The organism is Streptomyces sp. NPDC001514 (assembly GCF_053597075.1).
Window position 1 is genome coordinate 94152 of the sequence record NZ_JBSFHO010000013.1, and the last position, 18272, is coordinate 112423.

16 protein-coding genes are annotated in these 18272 nt (G+C 72.5%); 11 read left to right on the forward strand and 5 right to left on the reverse strand.

Features of this window, described 5'->3' with window-relative positions; all coding sequences use genetic code 11:
• Window positions 1–40 precede the first annotated feature (40 nt).
• Window positions 41–538, forward strand: a complete 498-nt coding sequence (locus tag ACWCXB_RS16255) for a GNAT family N-acetyltransferase (protein WP_450723257.1) — start codon at window positions 41–43, stop codon at window positions 536–538.
• On the opposite strand, the gene ACWCXB_RS16260 is transcribed toward ACWCXB_RS16255, so the two are convergent.
• Complete coding sequence (locus ACWCXB_RS16260; RefSeq protein ID WP_450723259.1) at window positions 522–1592, reverse strand: GDSL-type esterase/lipase family protein; 1071 nt, start codon at window positions 1590–1592, stop codon at window positions 522–524. The genes ACWCXB_RS16255 and ACWCXB_RS16260 overlap by 17 nt on opposite strands.
• Before the next feature lie 272 nt (window positions 1593–1864).
• Here ACWCXB_RS16260 and ACWCXB_RS16265 point away from each other — a divergent pair, with 272 nt between their 5' ends.
• From ACWCXB_RS16265 to ACWCXB_RS16295, 7 genes are all read left to right on the forward strand, one after another.
• Window positions 1865–4243, forward strand: a complete 2379-nt coding sequence (locus ACWCXB_RS16265) for a nitrate- and nitrite sensing domain-containing protein (protein WP_450723261.1) — start codon at window positions 1865–1867, stop codon at window positions 4241–4243.
• Complete coding sequence (locus ACWCXB_RS16270; protein WP_450723263.1) at window positions 4236–4730, forward strand: roadblock/LC7 domain-containing protein; 495 nt, start codon at window positions 4236–4238, stop codon at window positions 4728–4730. The genes ACWCXB_RS16265 and ACWCXB_RS16270 overlap by 8 nt, the downstream gene beginning before the upstream one ends.
• A 4-nt stretch (window positions 4731–4734) precedes the next feature.
• Entirely contained in the window at window positions 4735–5109 is a 375-nt protein-coding gene (locus ACWCXB_RS16275) for a DUF742 domain-containing protein (protein ID WP_450723265.1), read from the forward strand.
• A gap of 249 nt (window positions 5110–5358) precedes the next feature.
• Window positions 5359–6831, forward strand: coding sequence for an amino acid permease (locus ACWCXB_RS16280; protein WP_450723267.1), 1473 nt, complete (start codon window positions 5359–5361; stop codon window positions 6829–6831).
• 10 nt (window positions 6832–6841) lie between these two features.
• Window positions 6842–7297 carry an Lrp/AsnC family transcriptional regulator gene (locus ACWCXB_RS16285; RefSeq protein ID WP_450723269.1) on the forward strand — a complete coding sequence of 152 codons (456 nt, stop codon included), beginning with the start codon at window positions 6842–6844 and terminating at the stop codon, window positions 7295–7297.
• A gap of 414 nt (window positions 7298–7711) precedes the next feature.
• On the forward strand, window positions 7712–8524 hold the full coding sequence (locus tag ACWCXB_RS16290) for a carbon-nitrogen hydrolase family protein (RefSeq protein WP_450723271.1): 813 nt from the start codon (window positions 7712–7714) through the stop codon (window positions 8522–8524).
• A gap of 38 nt (window positions 8525–8562) precedes the next feature.
• Complete coding sequence (locus ACWCXB_RS16295) at window positions 8563–10266, forward strand: flavin monoamine oxidase family protein (protein WP_450723273.1); 1704 nt, start codon at window positions 8563–8565, stop codon at window positions 10264–10266.
• 164 nt (window positions 10267–10430) lie between these two features.
• Here ACWCXB_RS16295 and ACWCXB_RS16300 read toward each other — a convergent pair whose 3' ends face one another.
• Together ACWCXB_RS16300 and ACWCXB_RS16305 are read right to left on the reverse strand one after the other, a co-directional pair.
• On the reverse strand, window positions 10431–11360 hold the full coding sequence (locus ACWCXB_RS16300; protein ID WP_450723274.1) for an LLM class F420-dependent oxidoreductase: 930 nt from the start codon (window positions 11358–11360) through the stop codon (window positions 10431–10433).
• A 25-nt stretch (window positions 11361–11385) separates the two neighbouring features.
• Window positions 11386–12102 (reverse strand): DUF5995 family protein, encoded by a 717-nt coding sequence (locus ACWCXB_RS16305; RefSeq protein WP_450723276.1) that lies wholly within the window; start codon window positions 12100–12102, stop codon window positions 11386–11388.
• Window positions 12103–12248: 146 nt separating this feature from the next.
• Between ACWCXB_RS16305 and ACWCXB_RS16310 the strand changes: the two genes are divergently transcribed.
• Both ACWCXB_RS16310 and ACWCXB_RS16315 read left to right on the forward strand, forming a co-directional pair.
• The gene (locus tag ACWCXB_RS16310; protein ID WP_450723278.1) at window positions 12249–13430 is read left to right on the forward strand and encodes a glycoside hydrolase family 6 protein; all 1182 of its coding nucleotides are present in this window, start codon (window positions 12249–12251) and stop codon (window positions 13428–13430) included.
• A gap of 501 nt (window positions 13431–13931) precedes the next feature.
• Complete coding sequence (locus ACWCXB_RS16315) at window positions 13932–14687, forward strand: hypothetical protein (RefSeq protein ID WP_450723280.1); 756 nt, start codon at window positions 13932–13934, stop codon at window positions 14685–14687.
• A 169-nt stretch (window positions 14688–14856) separates the two neighbouring features.
• Here the strand turns inward: ACWCXB_RS16315 and ACWCXB_RS16320 are convergent, their stop codons facing one another.
• Window positions 14857–16080, reverse strand: a complete 1224-nt coding sequence (locus ACWCXB_RS16320; protein ID WP_450723282.1) for an MFS transporter — start codon at window positions 16078–16080, stop codon at window positions 14857–14859.
• Between the two features lie 69 nt (window positions 16081–16149).
• Here ACWCXB_RS16320 and ACWCXB_RS16325 point away from each other — a divergent pair, with 69 nt between their 5' ends.
• On the forward strand, window positions 16150–17340 hold the full coding sequence (locus tag ACWCXB_RS16325) for an ROK family transcriptional regulator (protein WP_450723284.1): 1191 nt from the start codon (window positions 16150–16152) through the stop codon (window positions 17338–17340).
• A gap of 119 nt (window positions 17341–17459) precedes the next feature.
• Here the strand turns inward: ACWCXB_RS16325 and ACWCXB_RS16330 are convergent, their stop codons facing one another.
• Window positions 17460–18206: an SDR family oxidoreductase gene (locus ACWCXB_RS16330; protein ID WP_450723286.1), complete on the reverse strand. Its 747-nt coding sequence runs from the start codon at window positions 18204–18206 to the stop codon at window positions 17460–17462.
• Between the last annotated feature and the right edge of the window lie 66 nt (window positions 18207–18272).

Here is an 18272-nt window from a genome sequence, read left to right on the forward strand (position 1 = left end):
TCGCTCCCGGGGGCCGTCGCCGTTCCCGTACCTTCGGCGCATGGAGATCACACCCTGCCGGGCCGACGACGTCCCGCTGCTCGACCTGCACATGCCCTCCAGCAGCGCGGATTCCCACCATGCCGCCCGCTATGCCCGCCAGGAGGCGGGCGAGAGCACCTACCTGGTCGCCCGGCGCGACGGCGTGCCCGTCGGACACGGGGAGGTGCGCTGGACCGGCTGTGCGGCGCCGGAGGTGCGGGCCGTGCACGGCGACTGCCCGGAGCTCAACGGGCTGGCCGTCTGGCCCGAGGAGCTCCAGGGGCAGGGCATAGGCACGGCCCTGGTCCACGCCGCCGAATCCCTCGCGCGCGCACGCGGCCGGTCGGAGCTCGGCCTCGGCGTGGACCTCGACAACGCGCGGGCGGCGGCGCTGTACGCCCGGCTCGGATACGAGCCCACCGTGTCGTACACCGACCACTGGGCGTACCTCGACGAGGAGGGCGGGCGGCACGAATGTGCCGACCCGTGCACCTTTCTCGTCAAGCGCCTGGGCTGACGAACCCGGCGCCGCGCAGGGCGTCCGCGACCGCCGAGGCCATCAGGGCATGGCCCGCGTCGTTCGGATGCAGCCCGTCCGCCAGATGGTCCGCCGTCAGCAGACCGAGGCCGGGGAGCAGTGCCAGCCGCTCGTCGCCCGCCGAGACGAGGTCCCGGGCCGCGGACTCCATCGCCGTTCGCAGCTCGGCGAGCGTGGCTCCGCAGGCGTTGGGCGTCGACTCGGCCTCGGGGTGCAGCACCGGGGAGAGCATGAGCAGGGGCGTGTCCGGGTGACCCTGGCGTACGAGGGCGACGAAGGCGCGCACCGTCTCGTACAGCAGGGGAGCGGTGTACGGGATCCGGGACCAGCAGTTGGTGCCGAACGCGAGGGTCAGGACATCGGCGGGGAGCGCCGCGAGCTGCTGTGCGACGGGGAGTTCGCCGCGGGCCGCGCCCGCGTACCCGAGGTTGACCGTGTCCAGGTTGAGGGCCCGGCCCGCGGTCGCGGGCCAGGAGTGGGCGGGGCGGGTCGACCACCAGCCCTCGGTGATCGAGTCGCCGTGCACGACCCAGCGCGGGCGCCCGGGCGCGGGAAGCAGCGTGCCGCCCACGCCGCGCAGACCGTGGATCACGGGCGACTGGGACTCGGGCGGATGGACCGTGAACGGCCCCCCGCCGGAGGGGAGTTCGATCGTGACGGTCGCTTCCGCCGCGGGCTCGGTGAACGAGTCCTGCACCCAGCGGTCGCCCTGCCAGAGCGAGAAGCAGTGGGCGAGGTCGCGCAGCACCTCCGTCGCGCCGGGCACCTGCGCGCGATAGCGCACCTGGACCGCCCGTGCCCCGTCCGGCACGGTGAACTCCAGCCGTACGCCGATGGGGAGCGCGGCCCGCTCGCGGATGTCCCACGGCAGCCGGGCCAGATCGCCGGGGTCGGCCCGCACCACCCGCTCACCGTCCCGCCAGGCCACACCGCGCAGAAAGGGGCCTGGATCGAGCCAGGCCGGGTCCTCCGTCGCGGGGGGCCTGGCGCCGGACTGCGTACAGGGCGTCCTGCCGGGTGTCGTCTCACGCATCAAGTCGGGCCTCCGATCGTCGGATACGGGAGCGGACACACGTTTCAACGGGCCGGCCACCCAAAGGGCACACGACCGATATGACCGTGTACCCGGGCAGGGGGGAGTCACCGTGCAGCGGACCTGACGAAGTGTCAATGCAGACGAGGAATCCCGGCGACCGCTGTTACCGCAGGGAGCATTGCGCCCTGTGCGCCGGATCGCGTACCTTGACTGCCCCTACCGGACGGTAACCACCGCTGGTCCGTCGTCCCGAACGTTCTGGGGAGTCCATGCGCCGGCGACTGCGCCGTCCCACGATCCGCGGCCGGATCGTCGCCCTCACCGTGCTGCCGATCATCGCGCTGATGACGCTGTGGAGCTTCGCGATGGTGTCCGTGACCGGCGATCTGCGCGCCCTGATCCGGTTGCAGGGCGTCTACGAGAGCTTCGGCACTCCGGTCGACACGGCGGTCGGGCAGATCCAGATCGAGCGCAGGCTCGCCGCCGCCTATCTGGGGGCGGGCGAGCGCGCCGACGCCGGTGCGGGTGATGCCACCGCGTATCTGGAGCAGCAGCGCTCGACCGACCGCACCGTGCAGGCGATGCACGACGCCATCGGTGACGAGGACCGGCGCGAGGACCTCTCGGCGCGCCAGCGCCAGTCGCTGGACGTGATGGCCGACGCGGCCTCGCGGCTGGAGTCCCTGCGGAAGCAGGTGATCGACCGGAAGCTCTCCTGGAGCGGGGCCGTCGACGCGTACACCGCGCTCGTCGAGCCGACCTTCGACGTCCAGTCCATGCTGACGGCGCTGCAGGCCGGGCAGCTCGCACGCGAGGCGCAGGTCGTGGTGGAGCTCGTACGGGTGCGGGAGTTCGTGTCCCGGGAGGACGCGCTGGTCGCCGGTGCGCGGGCGGCGGGCAGCCTCAGCGACCGCCAGTACGACGCGCTCACGGCCACGATCGAGGACCGGCGGGTCTTCCACCGTACGTACGTGGCCGATCTGCCGGCCGACTCGCGCGAGCTGTTCACGGACTTCGAGCAGGGCGCCGAGTACCGGGCACTGATCTCCGGAGAGGACGCGCTGCTGCGGGCAGGGGCGTCCGGCGCGGGCGAGGCGATCGCCGCCGACTCCTGGCGGACGACGACGGACCGGGCGGTCAAGCGGTACATGCTGCTGTGCACCGAGTCCGCGCTCAACGCGGCGGACCGCGGGCGGGCCTTCGCCTACCGCGAGATGGTCAAGGCCGCGGTGGTCGGCGGCGTCGGGCTCGTCGCCGTCGTGGTCTCCATCTGGCTGTCGGTGTCGGCGGGGCGGCGCATCGCGCGGCGACTGGAGGAGCTACGGGACGCGGCCGACCTGCTGGCGACGCGCCAGTTGCCCGAGGTCATGGAGCGGCTGTCGGCGGGCGACGACGTGGACGCGGCCGTGGTCGCCCCGCCGCTCGACTTCGGCGACGACGAGCGCGGTGCCGACGAGATCGCGCAGGTCGGACGGGCGCTCAACGTGGCGCGGCGGGCGGCTGTCGAGGCGGCCGTCAAGCAGGCGACGCTGCGGCGCGGGGTGTTCGCTGTGCTGCTGAACATCGCACGGCGCAACCAGGCGCTGGTGCACCGGCAGTCCAAGCTGGTCGACACCCTGGAACGCCGCACGAGCGACCCGGACACGCTGGAGGACCTCTTCCGCATCGACCACCTGACGACGCGGATGCGGCGCCACGCGGAGGGCCTGATCATCCTCTCGGGAGCGGCGCCGGGGCGGAGGTGGCGCAAGCCGGTGCCGTTGGTCGACGTCGTGGCCGCGGCGGTCGGGGAGATCGAGGACTACACGCGGGTCGTCGTGCCGCCGATGCCGGCCGTCGGGATCAGCGCGGACGCGGTGGCGGACGTGGTGCACCTCGTGGCCGAGCTCGTCGAGAACGCGGCTGCCTTCTCGCCGCCCCACACCCAGGTGACGATGCGCACGGGCGCCGCCCGCAACGGATTCGTCCTCGAGATCGACGACCGCGGCCTCGGCATGGACCGCGAGGAACTCGCCCAGGCCCACCGGACCCTGGCCCGCCCCGGGGACTTCGACCCGGTCGAGGACGAGCGCCTCGGCCTGTACATCGTCGGTCGCCTCGCCGCCCGCCACGGCATCACGGTCACCCTCACCCGGTCGCCGTACGGCGGTACGACCGCGGTGGTCCTGCTCCCGAACAGCATCACGACCCCGGTGGACCCCGAGCCCACTCCAGGGCCCGCCCCCGCCCCCTCTGCCACCCCTGAGCCGGCGCCCCCGTCTCACGACCGCGCCCCGGAGCCCGCCACCGGCGCCGTCGTACGCGCCCTGCCCACGCGCGTGCGGCGGACGGCACCCGCGGAGGCCGCACCCGCTGGGGCGGGCACGGAGGCCGCACCCACTGCGCCCGAGGCCGGCCCGGCGCCGACGGTGGCCGACGACAGCGGATCCGGGCCGGCCCTGCTGCCCAGGCGCGTACGGCAGGCGTCCATCGCCGCGCCGCTGCTGGAGGGGCCGGGCCACGCGGAGCCGGAGGAGCCTGCCCAGGAAGTCAGCGCGGAGGAGATGCGGGCGATCTTCGGGGCGTTTCAGCGAGGGCTCGACCGGGGGCGCAAGGGCGAGCCGGCCGGGCCGGAGAGTACGAGCGAAGGGCGGGGCCACGATGGGTGACCCGAGCAACCGTGACGATCGCGAGCAGACCGAGCAGACCGAGCAGACCGAGCAGACCGAGCAAGCCGAGCAGGCCGAGCAGACCGGCGCGGGCGATCTCGGATGGCTGCTCGACGAGCTGGTGGCCAGGACCGACCACGTCCGGCAGGCCGTACTGCTGACCGCCGACGGGCTCGTCACCAGCGCCTCCCGCGGAATGCCGGCGCGTGACATCGAGCACCTGTCCGCCGTGTGCGCCGGGTTCCACAGCCTCGCCAAGGAGACCGGGTCCCGATTCGAGGCCGGGAAGGTGCGGCAGACCATGGTCATGCTCGACGGCGCCTATCTCTTCATCACCCCCGCCGGCGACGGCAGCCGGCTCGCCGTGCTGTCCGACATCGAGACCGACGTCGGACAGCTCGCGCACGAGATGACCCTGCTGGTCAGGCGCGTCGGCCGGCACATGGCCGTACCCGCGCGCACGCTCCCCGAGGCACCCGGCGCCTGAGTCCGTGAGCGAGCACTGGTACGAGGACGAAACCGGGTCCATGGTGCGGCCGTACACCGTGACCCGGGGCCGGACCCGTCCCGCCGCCGAGCACCGCATCGACCTGATGTCGCGGGTCACGGCGCTGGACGTGGCGGGGGACCGGCCCGAGCAGCGGCTCGACCATGCCCGCAGTTCACTGCTGGAGCTGGTGCGCCGCAGTGCGCGCCCGGTCGCCGAGGTCGCGGCCGACGCGGATCTGCCGCTCACCGTCGTCCGCGTCCTGCTCGTCGACCTCGTCGAGGCGGGGCTCGTCCGGATCTCCGCTCCGCCCGCTCACCGGGGTTCCCACGACCCGTCGCTGCTCCGCGAAATAGTCGACCGTCTGCGTGAGATCTGAACGCTTTTGCGCAGCTGTGCAACGTTCCTCCGTTGCCGCCGGAACCACGCAACGATCTTGCACGGATGCGCAAGGCTCATGCATTACGAGCAGGACGGCCCGCCTCGTAAGGTCCTCGCTGTACGTGGAGTGGCGGGGACCGCCTGCTCGGCGAATCCCCCCGCTCAGGGCTGCTCGGTCATGCCCGCATCCCCGGGGATCCGCCGCGGTCGCCGCCTCCCGATAGGCAGCGATAAGGAGCCTCCTTCAGTGTTGGATCACGGCGCAGCGCCACCCGTCACTCCCCAGCCGGGCCCCGTGGGCCCGCAGAGCGGCCTCGGCAGCCGTCTCATGCGCCGCAAGCCCGTCGAGACTCTCGTCGCCGAGGGCGGCCAGGGTGAGGGCGGCACGCTCCGGCGCTCGCTCACCATGTGGCAGCTGACCATGATCAGCATCGGTGCGACGCTCGGCACCGGCATCTTCGTCGTGCTCGGCGAGGCCACCCCGCTGGCCGGTCCCGCCGTCGCGATCTCGTTCGTCGTCGCCGGCCTCACCGCCCTGTTCTCGGCGCTGTCGTACGCCGAGCTCGCCGGATCCATCCCGGTGTCCGGCTCCTCGTACTCGTACTCGTACGCGACCATGGGCGAGCTCATCGCCTGGGTCTGCGGCTGGTGCCTCGTGCTGGAGTACGGCGTCTCGGTCGCGGCTGTCGCGGTCGGCTGGGGCGAGTACCTCAACGAGCTGCTCGACGGCACGATCGGCGTCACCATCCCCGCCTCGGTCTCGGCACCGCTCGGCGAGGGCGGCTACATCAACCTCCCGGCCCTCGTCGTCGTGCTCCTCGCCATGGTCTTCCTGATGGGCGGCGCCAAGGAGAGCGCCCGCGTCAACACGATCATGGTCGCGGTGAAGATCGTCACGCTGGTGCTCTTCATCGGCATCGGCTTCATGGGCATCAAGGCCGGCAACTACGCCCCGCTCGCGCCGCTCGGCGTCACCGGGATCAGCGCCGCCGCGGCCACGCTCTTCTTCTCGTACATCGGCTTCGACGCCGCCTCCACCGCCGGTGAAGAGGCCAAGAACCCGAAGAAGGACCTGCCGCGCGCGATCATGCTGTCGCTGCTCATCGTCACGGTGCTCTACTGCCTGGTCGCGCTGGTCGCCGTCGGCGCCATGCCGTGGCAGGACTTCGAGGGCACCGAGGCGGCGCTCGCCCAGATCATGAAGGACGTCACCGGCCAGAGCTTCTGGGGCGTGGTGCTCGCCGCGGGCGCGGTCGTCGCCATCGCGTCGGTCGTCTTCGCCGTGCTGTACGGCCAGACCCGCATCCTGTTCGCGATGTCCCGCGACGGTCTGGTGCCGAAGGTGTTCGCCAAGGTGAACCCGCGCACCGGCGCCCCGCGCGCCAACACGGTGATCGTCTCGCTCTTCTGCGGTGCCCTCGCGGCCTTCATCCCGCTGGGTGAGCTGGCCAACGCCACCAGCATCGGCACGCTCTTCGCGTTCGCCCTGGTCAACGTGGCCGTGATCATCCTGCGTTACAAGCGCCCGGAGATGAATCGCACCTTCAGGGTGATGCTCTTCCCGGTCACCCCGATCCTGGGCTTCCTGTTCTGCGCGTACATGATGTGGAGCCTCCCGGCCATCACGTGGGTCTGGTTCGGTGGCTGGATGGTCGCGGGGCTCGTGTTCTACTTCCTGTACGGCCTGCGCCGTTCCCGGTTGGCAACTGCAGAGAAGTGATCCACCCCCTGTGCGACTGAACGATCTCGACGAACGCATCGTCCACGCCCTCGCCGAGGACGCCCGTCGTTCCTACGCCGACATCGGCTCGCTCGTCGGCCTGTCCGCGCCCGCTGTGAAGCGGCGCGTGGACAGGCTGCGGGCCGAGGGAGCCATCACCGGCTTCACCGTCCGCGTCGACCCGGCCGCGCTCGGCTGGGAGACCGAGGGCTTCATCGAGATCTACGCACGCAGCAACACCTCGCCCGAGACCATCAAGCGCGGCCTCGAGCGCTACCCGGAAGTCGCGTCCGCCTCCACCGTCACCGGTGAGGCGGACGCGATCGTCCAGGTCTTCGCCTCCGACATGCGTCACTTCGAGCGCGTGCTGGAGCGCATCGCGGGCGAACCGTACGTCGAGCGGACCAAGTCCGTGCTGGTGCTGTCCCCGCTGCTCAGGCGCTTCTCGTCGGGTTCACCCGGCTAGCGGGTGTGCGGCGGATCCTGCTGGGCCCGCGACGCCCTGCGACTCCGTCTCCTGCGTTGTCGTCGGTCACCGACTCCCCCGTAGCCCTTCGGGCACGGGAGGTGCCCCCACCGCGTCGATTTCTCCCCCTGCCTTCGGCGGGGGGACCCCCGACCTCCGCCTGGATCCGAAGCTGCAGCAGTGGCATCGGCCGCTCCGCGGCGGGCGCTCGCGGATCCAGCCTGATCCACCGGACACCCCTGGGGCGCCGGGGCCCGCGGGGCACGCGCAACGAATCGCCGCCGACCCCGGCATTCGCGCAACGGATCGACACTCGGTCCGCAACGGTCGCGCCTTGTCCGGGCAGAGCGCCGGAACGTACCGTTTCTGACGTCGCCCTGACGCCCTCACCCACCCCCTTCCCGAGGTAGGTCCATGCCGCCGCTGCGCACCGCCCTGCTCCAGAGCTCCGGGACCCCCGGCGACATCGTGAAGAACCTCGAGATCCTCGACGCGCACGCCGCCCGCGCCGCGGCCGCGGGCGCCGGGCTGCTGATCTGCCCGGAGATGTTCCTCACCGGGTACGCGATCGGCGCGGATGTGCACCGCCTCGCGGAGCCCGCCGACGGCGCCTCCGCGCAGGCCGTCGCCGAGATCGCCGTACGCCACGGGATCGCCGTCCTCTACGGCTACCCGGAGCGCGGCAGCGGTGAGCAGACGGAGCTCGTGTACAACGCGGCGCAGCTGATCGGCCCCGACGGCACGCGCCTCGCGAACTACCGCAAGACCCATCTCTTCGGCTGCTTCGAGCAGGAGTGGTTCACGCCCGGCGACGAGCCCGTCGTCCAGGCCGAGCTCGGCGGCCTCCGGATCGGCATCCTGATCTGCTACGACGTCGAGTTCCCGGAGAACGTACGCGCCCACGCCCTCGCCGGGACCGATCTGCTGGTGGTGCCGACCGCACAGATGCACCCCTTCCAGTTCGTCGCCGAGAAGCTCGTCCCGGTGCGCGCCTTCGAGAGCCAGATGTACGTCGCGTACGTCAACAGGACCGGACCCGAGGGCGAGTTCGACTTCGTCGGCCTCAGCTGCCTCGCGGGCCCCGACGGCATCGCCCGGGCCCGCGCCGGCCACGGCGAGGAGCTGGTGATCGGCGACGCCGACCCGGACTTCCTGGCCGCCTCGCGCGCCACCAATCCGTATCTGCGCGACCGCCGCCCCGGCCTGTACGCGCCGCTCGCCCGCTAAGACCTCTCGTCCCGCCGCCCGACCAGGAGCAACACCCCATGACGTCCACGGTGCCCACCGCCGTCCCGCACACCGACGCGCAGCCGCCCATCACCATGTTCGGGCCGGACTTCCCGTACGCGTACGACGACTTCCTCGCCCACCCGGCGGGTCTCGGCCAGATACCCGCGACCGAGCACGGCACCGAGGTCGCCGTGATCGGCGGCGGGCTCTCCGGCATCATCGCCGCGTACGAGCTGATGAAGATGGGCCTCAAGCCGGTCGTCTACGAGGCGGACCAGATCGGCGGACGGCTGCGCACGGTCGGCTTCGACGGCTGCACCCCCGGTGGAGAGCAGCTGACCGCCGAGATGGGCGCCATGCGCTTCCCGCCGTCGTCGACGGCGCTGCAGCACTACATCGACCTGGTGGGCCTGGAGACCAGGCCGTTCCCCAACCCGCTCGCCGAGTCCACCCCTTCGACGGTCGTCGACCTCAAGGGTGAGTCGCACTACGCGGAGACCATCGACGACCTGCCGCAGGTCTACCGCGACGTGATGAACGCGTGGAACGCCTGCCTGGAGGAGGGCGCGGACTTCTCCGACATGAACCGCGCCATGCGCGAGCGCGACGTCCCGCGCATCCGCGAGATCTGGGCGAAGCTCGTCGAGAAGCTCGACAACCAGACCTTCTACGGCTTCCTCTGCGACTCCGAGGCCTTCAAGTCCTTCCGGCACCGCGAGATCTTCGGCCAGGTCGGCTTCGGCACCGGCGGCTGGGACACCGACTTCCCCAACTCCATCCTGGAGATCCTCCGCGTCGTCTACACCGAGGCCGACGACCACCACCGCGGCATCGTCGGCGGCTCGCAGCAGCTGCCGCTGCGGCTGTGGGAGCGCGAGCCCGAGAAGATCGTGCACTGGGCGCAGGGCACGTCGCTGAAGTCGCTGCACGTGGACGGCGAGCCGCGCCCGGCCGTGACCCGCCTGCACCGCACCGCCGGCAACCGGATCACGGTCACGGACGCGTCCGGCGACATCCGCACGTACCAGTCGGCGATCTTCACGGCGCAGTCCTGGATGCTGCTGTCCAAGATCGCCTGTGACGACTCCCTCTTCCCCATCGACCACTGGACGGCGATGGAGCGGACCCACTACATGGAGTCCAGCAAGCTCTTCGTCCCGGTCGACCGGCCGTTCTGGCTGGACAAGGACGAGGAGACCGGCCGTGACGTCATGTCGATGACGCTGACGGACCGGATGACGCGTGGCACGTACCTCCTGGACGACGGCCCCGACAAGCCGGCCGTCATCTGCCTCTCGTACACGTGGTGCGACGACAGCCTCAAGTGGCTGCCGCTGTCCGCGAACGAGCGGATGGAGGTCATGCTCAAGTCGCTCGGCGAGATCTACCCGAAGGTCGACATCCGCAAGCACATCATCGGCAACCCGGTGACCGTGTCCTGGGAGAACGAGCCCTACTTCATGGGCGCCTTCAAGGCCAATCTGCCGGGTCACTACCGCTACCAGCGGCGCCTGTTCACGCACTTCATGCAGGACCGGCTGCCCGCCGACAAGCGCGGCATCTTCCTCGCCGGCGACGACATCTCGTGGACGGCCGGCTGGGCCGAGGGTGCGGTGCAGACCGCGCTCAACGCCGTGTGGGGTGTGATGCACCACCTCGGCGGTGCCACCGACGCGAGCAACCCCGGCCCGGGCGACGTGTTCGACGAGATCGCCCCGGTGGAGCTCCCGGAAGACTGAGCAGTCTCCTCGAGGAGCCCGAACGGACCCGTGATCGCGGGTCCCCGTGAACGAACCCCCGCCGCCGACCGCGACCCGGTCGGCCCCGGGTGGTCGCATCAGCCGCCGTCGGCCGGAGACCCCGGCCGACGGCGGCTCCGTTCGTCCGCCGGATCCGCGTGCCCTCAGATCCCCGCGGCCCGCACGCCCTCGTACACCGCCGCCGCGACGTCCTTCAGCTCCTCCGCGTCCCGCGTGGTGCCCTGCAGATCGACGAGGAACTCGTCCGGACCGGGCGCGGAATGGGCCGCGAGGTCCTCGACGATCTGGTCGACGCTGCCGTGGAACGGCTGACGGTCGCTGCCTTCCAGCGGCTTCGCGCGGTAGGCCGCATTGGCCCGTACGACGACCTCCAGGGGTCGTTCGCGGCCGCGCTCGGCGGCCATGTCCTGAACGCGCCGCCAGTCGTCGGCCAGCTGCCGCGGGCCCCTCGCGACCGGCATCCAGCCGTCCGCCCGGTCGACGAGCCGGCGCCTGGACCGCGGACTGAACGCGGGCAGCAGGACGGGAATGGGCCGGGCCGGCTTGGGGCCGACCACGGAGGGCGCGACGGTGGTGAGCTCGCCCTCGTACGCGACCGGGTCCGGCCCCCACACCGCCCGGCACACGTCCAGCAGCTCGTCGAGGACCGCGCCGCGCTTCTCGAACGGGGCGACCGCCGCAGCGGCGTACTCGTCGAGGGACCAGCCGGTGCCGAAACCGGCGACGACCCGGCCGCCGCTCGCCGCGTCGAGCGTGGCGAGCGTACGCGCCAGCTGGAAGGGGATGTGCAGCGGCGCGATCAGCACACTCGTACCCAGCCGCGCCCGGCCGGTCGCGGCGGCGGCCAGGGTCAGCGACACCGTCGGTTCGGCGACATTGCGGTACTGGTCGGGCCAGGGGAGGCCGGGCACGCCGTACAGTCCCTGGGTCGCGGGCTCGGGGAACAGGATCCGCTCGAACGCCCACAGGCTCGCGTAGCCCATCTCCTCGGCCGCCCTGGCCACCGCGGGGATGTCGCGGCCGATGTCGTACTGCCTCATCTGCGGGAGCCCGAGCCCGAGCCGGATCGCCATGTCCACTCCTTCACGTCAGGGTGCGTCAGGGCCAGGGGGTGAGCAGGCAGCGCCCGACGAGCCCGACACCCGTGTCCAGCCTCTCGGTGAACTCATCGGCCAGTCCGGGGACTTCCTGGATGCGCCAGAGCAGCCGCGCCGCCGACCAGGCGCCGTCCCGGGCCCGCTCCAGGCTCCATGAGCCCAGCAGATGGGTGAGCGGATCGGCGACCTCGAGCAGATCGGGCCCCGGCATCAGGTCCTCGCGGATGCGCTCCTCCAGCATCGTGAGGATGTCACCCACGCGGTCGAACTCCCCCTCCAGCTCCGGTGGTTCGCAGCCGAGCGTACGACAGGTGTCCACGACGGCCAGCGCGAGATCGTGCCCGATGTGCGCGTTGATCCCGGCCATCGCGAACTGCAGCGGGCGTACGCCGGGATGACGGCGGTACTGGAACAGCGGCCGCCAGCAGGCGGGCGGCCGACCACCCGCGGCGACCGTGCCGACGGCGGAGAGATAGCGCTCGGCGAAGAGAACGGCCAGCGTGACGGCCGCCCGCCGGTCGGGGAACTCGCCGCGGCCGATGCGCCGGCCGACCTCCTCCGTGACCGTCAGGTACATCCCGTTGAAGACCGCGACCCCGTCCTTCGCCGGCCAGCCCGAGCGGAGCGCCCGCATGCGCGCCAGCACCGAGCCGACCGAAGGGCTGCCGGAATCGGTCCGGGCCGCGGAGTCTGTTCCGAAATGGTCGATCTGCGCCATGGGAGCAGCGTCCCAGTCGTAGGCTCGGGCAGGTGCCGCCCGGCCCGGGGCTTCCCCGGAACGGGGGAAGGACCGGACGACGGGCGGCCACCAGGAGAGGCTCAGGAGGCTCAGGGGGAGCCTCGGTGCGAGGGGGGAATGCAACGGTGTCAGGCGTACGCACACAGCGCCGGACGGAACGGATCGAGCGGCGCCGCGTGGCGCGCCACGGAGTCATGGCCGTCGCGGCCTCGGCCGTGGTGGCCGTGGGCACCGTCACCGGACTGGTGTCCGCGGCGGGCGGCGACGACGCGAACGACGCGGCACGGCCGGAGGCGAGCAGTTCACCGCTGACCGTTCCGCTGCCCGCCCGTCCCAGCCCGTCGCCCTCCCCGCCCACGGCTCCGCCGTCCTCGCCCGCCGCATCGCCGAAGACGCCCGCGAAGTCCCCGCCCCGCCGGTCCGCGGATACGGAGACATCGACCGCGGGCGCCCGGCTGTACCGCCATCCGCAGTCGCAGGCCCTCGACTGGGTACGGGCCAACCCGGGCGATCCGCGCAGGCCGGTGATCGAGTCACGGATCGCCGCCCAGCCGGCCGCGGTCTGGTTCGTCGCCCACAACCCCGGCGAGATCGCCGGCCAGGTGCGCTCGGTGACGGCGGGCGCGGCGGCAGCGGGCCGCGTCCCGGTCCTCGTGCCGTACGCGATCCCCGACCGGGACTGCGGCGGCGCGTCGCAGGGCGGGGCGCCCGACCTCGCCGCCTACGACCGCTGGATACGTGAGTTCGCAGGGGGACTTGGCGGCGCACCGGTCATCGTGATCCTCGAACCCGACTCGATCGCCCTCGCCGACTGTCTGTCCGACAGCGAACGGGCCGCGCGCTACGCCTCGCTCGCGCGCGCCGGACGCACCCTCAAGGCCGCGAACCCGAAGGCGAAGGTCTACTTCGACGCCGGCCACTCCGGCTGGAACTCCGCCCCGGAACAGGCCGCCCAGCTGCGCGCGGCCGGCGTCGCCAACAGCGGCGACGGCATCTTTACCAACGTGTCCAACTTCCACCGCACCGCCGACGAGGCGCGGTACGCCCGCGAGGTGCTCGCCGCGCTCGGCGGCCCGGCGCGTCTGGGCGCCGTCATCGACACCAGCCGTAACGGCAACGGCCCGCCGGAGCCGGGGACGTGGTGCGACCCGGAGGGCCGGGCGCTCGGGCGGACGCCGACCACCGAGACCGGCGAGTCCCGGATCGACGCCTACCTGTGGATCAAGCTTCCGGGGGAGTCGGACGGCTGCAAGGGCGAGGCGGGCACCTTCACTCCGGACTACGCCTACGACTTGGCGACCGGCTGACTGCCGCCGCCCATTCACCTCGTAGGTGGCGAACTGCTCGGCGGTGATCCGTTCGTACGGGGCCTGCTCTCGGGTGCCGTCGCCCGGTGCCACGAACGACGCGCCGAACCGTCGGGGCGAACCACGGCTCCGGGTGCGGGGTTTTGTCCGTCGCCGTGCAGGCTCCAGCGCACGCCGAGGTTCATACGGGCTCCGCTTCCAAGGGTTCCTGGATCCTCGCAATCGTCGGGATCCTCGCAATCGTACGGGGAGCGTGAGGCTCCGGTTCCGTTCGTGAACGGTGCGCGACCGGGGACGGGTGGGGTTGTGCAGATCGGCATCTCGGTTGCGTACAGGTGCGATTGCACCATGATCACAGTCAGGGCGAGGCGGGTCCTTCACCGATCTCCGGAGGGGGCGCGGACATAGGTTTGAGCAGCTCACAACAACTCCGCCGGAGCACTGCACGGTGAACTGCGCGCGGGGGGAACGTTGTTCACTGATCCAGAAGGAAGCAGCTCTATGCGCCGCACCATTGTCCGCCGCACCGCCGTCTCCGCGTCCGCCGTATCGCTGGCCCTGCTCGTCGGTGCCTGCGGCTCCGGGGACCCGGCCGCGAAGGACGAGCCGAAGGGCGGCGCGCCCGCCGCGTCGGCTGCGAAGGCCTTGTCCCAGGCAGAGCTGGACGAGCTGATCCTGGCCGAGGGCGACCTCCAGGGCCACAAGTTCTCCAAGGCCACTGCAGCGGACATCGCCGCGGCGAAGACCGTCACCAGCGACAAGGCCGAGTGCAAGCCCCTGGTCGACGTCATGGCGCTGCGCGCCGCCGGGACGCCCGGCGCGACCGCGACGCGCAAGATCGTCGCCGTCCCCAAGGCGCCGGACGCCGACGCCTCGCCCGAGGAGAAGGCGCTGGCCGGCCTCGGGGCACTCGGTGCGACGGTCACGGCCGACACCCTTGGCTCGTACGACGGTGAGGGCGCGGCGGACGCGTTCGCGGCCATCAAGAAGGCGGGAGCGGACTGCGCCGACGGGTTCGCCCTGGTCGCCGGCGCCGAGAAGACGAACTTCACCAAGGTCGAGCCCGCTGCCTACACCGCCGGGGACGAAGCCGTCGCCTTCACCATCACCGTGGACCTGGACGGGGAGACCGGTGTGACGCATCTCGTCGCGGTCCGCAAGGGGGGAACCCTCGCGACCTTCCACGCTCAGAGCCTCGCCGGCAAGGCGGAGCAGCCGAAGACCGTCATCGACGCCCAGGTGAAGAAGCTGGGCTGACGAGCACACTCCGCAGGGCCCGCGACCGGGCCCCGTGCCGCCGCCGCACGGGCCCGGTCGCACAGTCCTCAGGGAGTGCGCCGCAGCAGACACATCGCGTCCCCGGCCTGTTCCCGGTCTTTCGCTGACCGGGCGACAGCCAGGCGCAGAGCAGGTCGGGCGGCCACCGTCAGGCCCGGATCTCCGGCGCCGCCGCCTTCGGGGCCAACGCGGACGTGGCGGGATCCGCCCCCCGCGCGCTGCCCCGCAGCACCCCCGCCCCCAGCACCAGCCCGAACGCCAGCACGGTCACCAGCCCGAACGACACCACCAGCGACGTCATATCCGCGATTCCCCCGATGGCGGACGGCGCGATCAGCCCCGAGGTGTACGTGATCGTCGCGACGCCCGCGATCGACTGGCTCGGGTTCGTCCCGCTGCGCCCCGCCGCGGCGAAGGCCAGCGGCACGACGACCGCGATGCCGAGCCCGATGCACCCGAAGCCCGCCATCGCGGCCACCGGGTGCGGCGCCAGGACGACCAGGACCCCGCCGGCCGTCGCCAGGACGCCGCCGACGCGCACGGTACGGACCGGGCCGAAGCGGTCCACCACCCGGTCGCCGAGCAGCCGGGCCACCGCCATCGTCAGCGCGAACGCGGTGGTGGACGCCGCCGCGAGCCCCGCCGACGTCCCCAGCTCGTCCCGCAGGTACACCGCCGACCAGTCCAGGCTCGCACCCTCCGCGAACACCCCGCAGAACCCGATCGCCCCGATGAGCACCGCGGAGCGCGGCGGCAGCGCGAAGCGTGGCGGAGGCTCCTCGTCCGGGGTGCTGCGCAGGTCCAGGACGCCCTGACAGGCCAGCAGTCCCAGGGCGGTGAGCACGGCGGACGCGGCGAAGTGGTGGAACCGGGCGTCGCTGCCGAGGTGCGCGGCGAGCGTGCCGGCCGCCGAGCCGATCAGGGCGCCCACGCTCCACATGCCGTGCAGGCTGGACATGATCGAGCGGTCCAGGCGGTTCTCGACCTCGACACCGAGGGCGTTCATCGCGACGTCGGACATGCCGGCGGTGGCGCCGAAGACGAAGAGTGCTGCACAGAGGGCGTACACAGTGGGGGCGAGCGCGGGGAGGGCGAGGGCGAGCGTCCACAGCGCGAGCAGCCCGCGCAGCGCGGTGCGCGCGCCGAACCGGTGGCTGATCGCCCCGGCGAGCGGCATCGCGAGGGACGCCCCGATCGCCGGGAATGCGAGCGCCAGGCCGAGCTGGCCCGCCCCGACCCCGGCATGGTCCTGGATCCAGGGGATACGGGTGGCGAAGCTGCCGGTCACGGCACCGTGCACACAGAAGACGGCGGCCACGGCGTAGCGCGCCCGCCTGAGCCGCTGGGCGCTGTACGCGGGTTCGGTCGACATGCGACGTAAACTATCAGGAACCCTGCCTGATAAATAGAGTGGCAGCGCGGATCTGGAAGGATTCCCGGCATGCCCGCATCCCCGAGCACCGCACGGGCCATCAACGACCGGCTCGCCCTGCGACTGCTGCAGGACGAGGGCCCGTTGACGGCAGGTCAGCTGAAGACCCTGACCGGACTCTCCCGCCCCACCGTCGCCGACCTCGTGGAGCGGCTGCAGGGGTCGGGGCTGGTCCACGTGGTGGGCGAGGCCGGCGAGCAGCGCCGCGGTCCGAACGCCAGGCTGTACGGGATCGTCGCCGACCGGGCGCATCTGGCGGCCCTCGATGTGCGTACCCACGGCGTCTCGGTGGTGGTCGCCGACCTCCTCGGTGGCACGCTCGCCGATGCGACCCTCCCGATCGGCCACGACACCGGCACCGACCCCGCGGTCGAGCAGGCCGTCGCGCTGCTGGAGCGCACGGCGCGCGAGGCGGGCGTGGCGCAGCTGCACAGCGTCGGGATCGGGGCGCCGGGTCTCATCGACCCCGCCACGGGCGAGCTGCGGGACTCCACCGGCCTGCCCGCCTGGCACCGCAGACTCGTCGCCGCCCTGCAGGAACGGCTTCCCGCCACCGTGCTCGTCGAGAACGAGACCAACCTCGCCGCAGTCGCCGAACAGCGCCTCGGCGCCGCCCGCGACCGCGACACCTTCATCCTCCTCTGGCTCGGCCAGGGCATCGGCGCCGCGCTCTTCCTCGACGGCCGCCTGCGCCGCGGCGCCTCGGGCGGCGCGGGCGAGATCGGCTTCCTCCCGGTCCCGGGCACGGGCGGCCTCCCCAGCGCCGACGGATGCGACGGCGGCTTCCACTCCCTGGCGGGCGGCGCGGCGGTGGCCCGACTCGCCGAGCGGTACGGCCTGCGCGGCGACGCCGAACAGGCCGTGCGGGCGGCGACAGCCGCCGTGCCGGACCGCTCGGGTGCGCCGCTCCCCGAGCCCGCGCCCGCGGAGGCCTTCCTCGACGCGCTGGCGGAGCGCGTCGCGATCGGCGTCGCCGCGACCGTCGCCGTGCTCGACCCGGGCTGCGTCGTCCTCGGCGGCGAGATCGGGCACGCCGGCGGGGCCGCGCTCGCGACCCGGGTCGAGCGGCGGCTGAACGAGATGTCTCCGCTCAGGACCGAGGTCCGCCCCGGTGCACTCGGCGGCGCGGGCGTCCTCCGAGGCGCCCTGCTCACCGCCCGCGAGGCGGCGCAGGACGACCTCTACACGACGGTGCGCTAGGCGGGACTCACGCGCTCCGGCGTGCGAGCCCGGCAGGATCGGCCGGACGGGGCGCCCCGGTTCGCCGGCAGGGCGGCGCAGGGCGATCCGCCCGCCCCGGTGCGACAGGGCTCGGGTGCCTAGTCCGCCGTGCGGGCCCGCTCGCGCAGGAAGTCCTCGAAGGTGCGCTTGCCCACGGCCTGGTCCGGCGCCAGGTTCAAGCCGCGCTGCAGCGCACGGAACGTCCGGCCCGGGACCCACAGCGGCACCAGCACGCGGCGGCGTCCGGTCGCCCGCAGATACAGCCGCGCCAGCTCGCTCAGCGTGCGCACCTCGGGCCCGCCCATGTCCGCCACACGGCCCGCCGGGGTACCCGCGGCCAGTTCCGCGAGCCGGGCCGCGACCTCGGCGGTCTCGACCGGCTGGATCCGTACGCCGGACGCCACCGGCATCAGCGGCAGCTTCGCCGCACTGTGCAGGATCGTGAACACCAGGTCGTGGAACTGGGTGGTGCGCAGCACCGTCCAGCCGATCCCGGACCCTTCGATGATCTTCTCGACCCTCAGCTTCGTCGCGTAGTAGCCGAGCGGCACGCGATCCACCCCGACGATCGAGATGAGCACGAGATGCCCGACCCCCGCCCGCTTCGCCGCCGCGACGAGATTGGTCGCGGCCTGCTCGTCCCCGCCGGTCCGCGTCGACGCGCAGTGGACGACCACGTCCACACCCGCCACCGCGGCGTCGAGCCCGGCCCCGTCGCGCAGATCGACGGGGTACGCGGCCGAATGCCGGCTCAGTACGCGGACGTCGTGGCCCAGCTCGCCGAGCCGGGCGACGACATGCCTGCCCAGCGTTCCCGTACCGCCGGTCACCAGCATCGTGGTCATGGAACCAGCCTGACAGACGACGGACAGGCGTGCCGGGGCCGGGCGTGGCCCTTGGGGCCGGGGACC

Coding starts and splice junctions, on each gene's coding strand:
- ACWCXB_RS16330 (WP_450723286.1), bottom strand. CDS start 18,206: ATGACCACGATGCTGGTGACCGGCGGTACGGGAACGCTGGGCAGGCAT.
- ACWCXB_RS16305 (WP_450723276.1), bottom strand. CDS start 12,102: ATGGCGCAGATCGACCATTTCGGAACAGACTCCGCGGCCCGGACCGAT.
- ACWCXB_RS16320 (WP_450723282.1), bottom strand. CDS start 16,080: ATGTCGACCGAACCCGCGTACAGCGCCCAGCGGCTCAGGCGGGCGCGC.
- ACWCXB_RS16270 (WP_450723263.1), top strand. CDS start 4,236: ATGGGTGACCCGAGCAACCGTGACGATCGCGAGCAGACCGAGCAGACC.
- ACWCXB_RS16325 (WP_450723284.1), top strand. CDS start 16,150: ATGCCCGCATCCCCGAGCACCGCACGGGCCATCAACGACCGGCTCGCC.
- ACWCXB_RS16290 (WP_450723271.1), top strand. CDS start 7,712: ATGCCGCCGCTGCGCACCGCCCTGCTCCAGAGCTCCGGGACCCCCGGC.
- ACWCXB_RS16255 (WP_450723257.1), top strand. CDS start 41: ATGGAGATCACACCCTGCCGGGCCGACGACGTCCCGCTGCTCGACCTG.
- ACWCXB_RS16265 (WP_450723261.1), top strand. CDS start 1,865: ATGCGCCGGCGACTGCGCCGTCCCACGATCCGCGGCCGGATCGTCGCC.
- ACWCXB_RS16295 (WP_450723273.1), top strand. CDS start 8,563: ATGACGTCCACGGTGCCCACCGCCGTCCCGCACACCGACGCGCAGCCG.
- ACWCXB_RS16315 (WP_450723280.1), top strand. CDS start 13,932: ATGCGCCGCACCATTGTCCGCCGCACCGCCGTCTCCGCGTCCGCCGTA.
- ACWCXB_RS16260 (WP_450723259.1), bottom strand. CDS start 1,592: ATGCGTGAGACGACACCCGGCAGGACGCCCTGTACGCAGTCCGGCGCC.
- ACWCXB_RS16300 (WP_450723274.1), bottom strand. CDS start 11,360: ATGGCGATCCGGCTCGGGCTCGGGCTCCCGCAGATGAGGCAGTACGAC.